This window comes from Nitrosomonas sp. Nm166, from assembly GCF_900112825.1.
Classification (GTDB): domain Bacteria; phylum Pseudomonadota; class Gammaproteobacteria; order Burkholderiales; family Nitrosomonadaceae; genus Nitrosomonas.
The window spans coordinates 1-3,372 of sequence record NZ_FONE01000092.1; the positions used below are offsets into that span (position 1 = coordinate 1).

Sequence of the window (3,372 nt, forward strand, 5' to 3'; positions counted from 1 at the left end):
GTCGTCAATTGCACAAAAAATCGCTATAGTATCCATCGGAATCTGACTCCTCCAGTGATGAAGCTCTTTCTCATAATCGTTTCATCATAAGGAATTCGGATTCCTTGTTACAGCTTTTCTTATGTCGAACTCACGTTAATAATAAATATAGCACACATAATGAATAAATACACAAATGTTCAAATGTGCCTAATATGCCAAACAATCCTAAAGGCACAGCTAGTAAAATTGTAATTATTAATATTCAATTATTTGTTATGCTTGCCAAGCATAAAATCAAGATTACACGACCTCAATAAATAAGCACATATGCGGTGCTGTGACACAAATAATTCTCCGCTCTCTCTGTCCCATATTATGATCAGAATTTCCAATACTCAACGTGGCTGGAACTCGAATATACGATAACAACTCATATTAGTTTTTAGAGTAACTCTCTAATTACTTATGAGACCGCGTGCCCATCTTATCATTAACGAAAAATCAGGAGTTGGCAAAGGCTCAACATTAACTCAAGAATTTAAAAAAATTTGCGAGGAGCTTAATTATGAGCTTGTCGAATACACAATACATTGCCCTGAGGAGCTTGAACAGCAAAGTCGAATTGCCGCCGATCGGGCATTGAATACCTGCGATGTTGTTATAGCAGCTGGAGGTGATGGAACAATTCGTAGTGTTGCGCAGGCAGCATATGGGAAAAATGTACGCTTTGCCGTTGTGCCTTGCGGAACCTTTAATTTTTTCGCACGTGCCCATAATATTCCTGAAGATCATCTGGCGGCATTTCGCCTAGCACTGACAGGACTGTCTCGGCCAGTAAGATTAGGTTTAGTAAATGGGCAAGTTTTTTTGATTAATGCTAGCTTAGGTTTATATGCTAAAGCTATTAAAGATCGCGAACGCAATACCAACCGTTTTGGTCGGCATCAGTTAGTAGTTATTATTTCGACGATTCTTAGTTTTTTTAGCAAACACCGCTTACTTAAAGTAGATCTACTGAGCAAGGATAAATTTACAACCCTATATACTCCAATGATTTTTATTGGTAATAATGCCTTGCAATTACGAAATCTTGCCCTGAATGTCGCTCATTGTATGAAAGCCAATCTTTTAGCAGTTGTCATGATGAAACCAATCACTAAATCTGAAATTACCAGAATTATTTTTAAAGGAATATTTAAAACTCTAGAAGATGAAGAAAATGTTGATTCTTTCTGCGTTGACTCTCTGACTATTTATACACGCAAGCCTACGAATTTAGTTGCCCTGGATGGAGAAACCATGAGAATGAATTCGCCTCTTCATATAAATGCTCTACCTGAATCACTCAACATGGTCTTACCGACCCAAGCATCATTGGCCAGTGAGCCTTTAAAATGAGTTTGTTGCGAGTAGCTCATCTTTCCGATCCTCATTTTGGGACAACTCGTATAGATGTGGTAAATGGGCTACTTAACATTTTAAAGGAAATTCAACCTGATTTAATTCTTCTGACAGGTGATATCACTCAACGAGCACGGGCTAATCAATTTCATGCCGCCAAAGATTTCATTGATCAGCTTGGACCAGCGGCTGTGATTGCCGTGCCAGGCAATCATGATATTCCACTTGTAAATATTTACGCGCGCATTTTTCATCCCTACAAGGGATATAAAAACATATTTAAACAAAAACTAGAACAAAACATTGTTTTGAAAGATCTCTGTATCACATGCTTAAATTCAACCAGCCCTTGGCGGCACATACAAGGTGACTTTCAAAATTCCTACCTTGAGAAGCAGTTTCAGAAAAACTATTCTCAATGTAAAGTACGCATCGTGGCATTTCATCATCCCATGGACTGTGCTAAACATGTTGATGATAAAAATCTGCTTAAGGGGCGCAATAATGCCATTGCTCTTTTTGACCGCCATAACGTAGATATGATTGTTTCCGGCCATATTCATGATCCTTATGTAAGCTTATCTGAGGCTCGCTATCCGCATATTCAGCGGAAAATGATTCTTTCTGTGGCTGGTACTTGCCTTTCGTCGCGAACTCGAGCTGGAGCTCCAAATTCTTTTAATATGATTAAAATAAATACAGATCTGATTCCTAGCATTACGTTAACCCGTTTTGACATGGATTTAGCGTTCCAATTTAACCCAAAAGAAATCCACCGTTTTAGCCGAGATTCCACCTTAAGTTGGAATTGCGATTCATCTTTTGAGAGGGGGAGAATCTGACCGAATACTCAAGGCAATGACTGAGGATTATGAGGCACTGTTATCAAATCTACTATCTATATATAACAATAACTTACACCGCTTGCCACAGCCAGAATCAGTGTTACACAACCATAATTAATATCATTTATAGCATACCATGACACAAATTTGTCACATTATTTCAATCTTAGCATATATTGGCTAATTAATTATTTAATATCCACTTTGTTCATCACTCTTATAAATGTAATATTACACACATTTATCAAACAAATTTAGTAAAAAATTTAGATTACTTTTAAGACAAAGATCACAAAATTACGAATTTTGATTTAATTGTAGGAACAAATATTGACTAAACAACCACCGGCTAAAGCCGGTGGGTTTGAGTTACGGACTGAAAGTCCGGATACGCGTCGACTAAACGACGCGTTTTATTCCGGCTCCATTTTAAAATTATCGTTTGGATTTGGCTCAAAATGATGCTCCAAGTATTGTTTGATCATCTCTTCTGTCATCTGACCTACTGTCGCGCAAAAATACCCTCGTGCCCAAAAATGCCTTCCCAATACTTCTTCTTCAGGTGTGGAAATTCTTCAAACAGATAGCTCGATGTTCGTCCTTTTATCCGCCTCATGATCTCACTCGGAGCCATCTCCGGAGGATAACTCACCAGTATATGCACATGATCCTTACTCACTACACCCTGTACAATCCTGATTTCAAATGCTTCGCACGTCTGACGAACCAACTCTCGAATGCGTTCTGATACCTCTCCTTTCAGAATCTTATATCGATACTTCGTTACCCATACAAAATGGTATTCAATTTGATAAACCGTATGACTTCCATATCTATAATCCATGCCACACCTCCTGTGTGGCATATTCTCGCAGCTAAAGCTGACCGGCTAAAGTCGGTGGTTTTAACCTTATGATGGACAATAAAGGCTGGTTTGTTAAATTTGCAGAATGGATTGAACTTCACCATTTATCTATTGCTCAGAACTTTGGTCCAATTTTTTTAAGTAGTCAGCCCTGAACAATTCTATTTTCAGGCGTAGGCGAGTGTAAGACGATGGTTGGCTCCGTCATCATTCATTAATGGCCAATGCAATTGCACGAGAATGAGGGCGAGAAGAAGCCTCAGCTTCCTCAGAATCATC

General features: G+C 38.6%; 3 protein-coding genes and 1 pseudogene. 3 read left to right on the forward strand and 1 reads right to left on the reverse strand.

The features are described 5' to 3' along the window. The first annotated feature begins 447 nt into the window (after nt 1–447). The 3 genes from BM021_RS14685 to BM021_RS16400 all read left to right on the forward strand — a co-directional run bounded on the left by BM021_RS14685 (nt 448) and on the right by BM021_RS16400 (nt 2,690). Nucleotides 448–1,380 (forward strand): diacylglycerol/lipid kinase family protein, encoded by a 933-nt coding sequence (locus BM021_RS14685; protein ID WP_090721723.1) that lies wholly within the window; start codon nt 448–450, stop codon nt 1,378–1,380. Further along, nucleotides 1,377–2,225, forward strand: a complete 849-nt coding sequence (locus tag BM021_RS14690; RefSeq protein ID WP_090721724.1) for a metallophosphoesterase family protein — start codon at nt 1,377–1,379, stop codon at nt 2,223–2,225. Before BM021_RS14685 ends, BM021_RS14690 begins: the two co-directional genes overlap by 4 nt. A gap of 333 nt (nt 2,226–2,558) precedes the next feature. Further along, entirely contained in the window at nt 2,559–2,690 is a 132-nt protein-coding gene (locus tag BM021_RS16400) for a hypothetical protein (RefSeq protein WP_256207959.1), read from the forward strand. Here BM021_RS16400 and tnpA read toward each other — a convergent pair. Then, nucleotides 2,642–3,072 (reverse strand): annotated as a pseudogene (gene tnpA / locus BM021_RS14695) (IS200/IS605 family transposase). The gene BM021_RS16400 and the pseudogene tnpA sit on opposite strands and share 49 nt — an antisense overlap. Nucleotides 3,073–3,372: the final 300 nt, after the last annotated feature.